The organism is Nocardia sp. NPDC058497, assembly GCF_042720195.1.
Taxonomy (GTDB): Bacteria; Actinomycetota; Actinomycetes; order Mycobacteriales; family Mycobacteriaceae; genus Nocardia.
The window spans coordinates 1-2,258 of record NZ_JBHXMY010000780.1; the positions used below are offsets into that span (position 1 = coordinate 1).

The following is a 2,258-nucleotide window of genomic DNA, read 5'->3' on the forward strand; positions in this document are numbered from 1 at the left end:
GAACTATTACGAGGAATCGTTACCTGTCATAGAATGTCTGCAGGATGATGGTGCTGCGCGTCCGCACGTTGGCCGTGGCCCGGATCTCCTGCAGCAGCTGTTCCAGGTGCCGCGGCGAGGCGACCCGGACCAGCAGGACATAGCTCTCCTCGCCCGCCACCGAGTGGCACGCCTCGATGCCGGGGATGTGCTGCAACAGGGCGGGCGCGTCATCGGGCTGGGACGGGTCGAGAGGAGTGATCGCGACGAACGCCGACAACAGGTGGCCGAGCGCTTCGGGATCGACATGCGCCGCGTACCCGCGGATCACCCCGCGCGCTTCGAGCCTGCGCACCCGCGACTGCACTGCCGAGACCGAGAGGCTGGCCTTCTCCGCCAGGTTCGACAACGTGGCGCGACCATCGCTCATCAGTTCTTTGATCAATAGTCGGTCGATATCGTCGAGCTGGGGTCTAGCCGGTGTATCCGCCATCAGCGAAGGCTAACGCAGCACGGGGGTCGCGCGAGGAAAACTTCTTACTGTTCCTCTACCGAATTCCACCGAACTTTTCCGTGAGCCGTACCAAACAGCAGAAGGTGAGCAGCGATGACCCACACCGTGACCGAGCACTTCTCCGAGCAGCTCGCGCTGCGCGCCAGAGCCCTGCTGCACGGCCTCGGCGCGAGCGTCCCGGAGCCCGGACCCCTGCTCGCGCGCACGCCGATCTCGGGCGGCACCCTGCTGCCGCTGACCGCTGACACGCCCACCGAGGTCGACGCCGCGATCGGCCGGGCCGCCGCCGCGTTCCAGTCGTGGCGCACGGTGCCCGCCCCGGTCCGGGCCGCGCTGGTCCGCCGACTGGCCCAGCTGCTGGTCGCGCATCAGGGTGAGCTCGCCGAGCTGGTCACCCTGGAGGCGGGCAAGATCGGACCGGAGGCGCTGGGCGAGGTCCAGGAGATGATCGACGTCTGCGAGTTCGCGATCGGCCTCTCGCGCCAGCTCTACGGCGCGACAATGCCTTCCGAGCGGCCGGGCCACCGGCTGATGGAGACCTGGCATCCGCTCGGCGTCGTCGGGGTGATCTCGGCGTTCAACTTCCCGGTCGCGGTGTGGGCGTGGAATACCGCCATCGCGCTGGTCTGCGGTGACACGGTGGTGTGGAAGCCGTCGGAGACCACCCCGTTGACCGCGCTGGCCTGTCACACGCTGCTGCGTCGCGCCGCGGTCGATGTGGGCGCGGATCCCGAAGTGCACCAGCTGATCCAGGGTGATTCGGCCGTGGGCGAGGCGCTCGTCGACGACTCCCGGGTCGTGCTGCTCAGCGCCACCGGGTCGGTGCGGATGGGTGGCGTGGTCGCGCCGCGGGTGGCGGGCCGGTTCGGCCGCTGCCTGCTGGAGCTGGGTGGCAACAATGCCGCGATCGTCGCGCCGAGCGCCGATCTGGAGCTGGCGGTGCGCGGGATCGTCTTCGCCGCGGCGGGGACGGCGGGTCAGCGCTGCACCACCTTGCGCAGGCTGATCGTGCACAGTTCGATCGCCGATCAGCTCGTCGAGCGGCTCGCGACGGCATACGGTCAACTGCGCGTGGGTAATCCGCTCGACGACGGGGTGCTGGTCGGCCCCCTGATCAGCGAGCGCGCGTTCACCTCGATGCAGAAGGCGCTCTCGCGGGCCGTGGACGAGGGTGGCGAAATCGTCTGCGGTGGTGAGCGAATCGATCTGGTCGGCCCCGACGCCTACTACGCGCGGCCCACGGTGGTGCGGATGCCCGCGCAGACGGAACTGGTGCGCGAGGAGACCTTCGCGCCGATCCTCTACGTCCTCACCTACGATGACATCGATGCCGCCATCGCGCTCAACAACGATGTGCCGCAGGGTCTTTCCTCGTCGATCTTCACCCTCGACCAGCGCGAGGCCGAACGATTCCTGGCCGGCTCGGACTGCGGCATCGCCAATGTCAACATCGGCACATCGGGCGCCGAGATCGGCGGCGCGTTCGGCGGCGAGAAGAACACCGGCGGCGGACGCGAATCCGGGTCCGACTCGTGGAAGGCCTACATGCGCAGGGCCACCAACACCATCAACTACTCGACCGAGCTCCCGCTGGCCCAGGGGATACATTTCGGCTGATCAGAAACCGATTTCGTCATCCGTGCCGCGGCGTGTACAGTGGTGTTTACGACGCGGGATGGAGCAGCTCGGTAGCTCGCTGGGCTCATAACCCAGAGGTCGCAGGTTCAAATCCTGTTCCCGCTACTAGACGAAAGCCCCGGAGTTT

At 67.5% G+C, this 2,258-nt stretch carries 2 protein-coding genes and 1 tRNA gene; 2 read left to right on the top strand and 1 reads right to left on the bottom strand.

All coding sequences use genetic code 11. The features are described from left to right. Positions 1-19 precede the first annotated feature (19 nt). Positions 20-472, bottom strand: a complete 453-nt coding sequence (locus tag ACFWPJ_RS30835) for an Lrp/AsnC family transcriptional regulator (protein ID WP_071926582.1) — start codon at positions 470-472, stop codon at positions 20-22. 114 nt (positions 473-586) lie between these two features. Between ACFWPJ_RS30835 and ACFWPJ_RS30840 the strand changes: the two genes are divergently transcribed. Next, positions 587-2,110 (top strand): aldehyde dehydrogenase family protein, encoded by a 1,524-nt coding sequence (locus tag ACFWPJ_RS30840; RefSeq protein WP_378856741.1) that lies wholly within the window; start codon positions 587-589, stop codon positions 2,108-2,110. A gap of 52 nt (positions 2,111-2,162) precedes the next feature. Further along, a tRNA-Met gene (locus ACFWPJ_RS30845) sits at positions 2,163-2,236 on the top strand. The last annotated feature ends 22 nt before the right edge of the window (positions 2,237-2,258 follow it).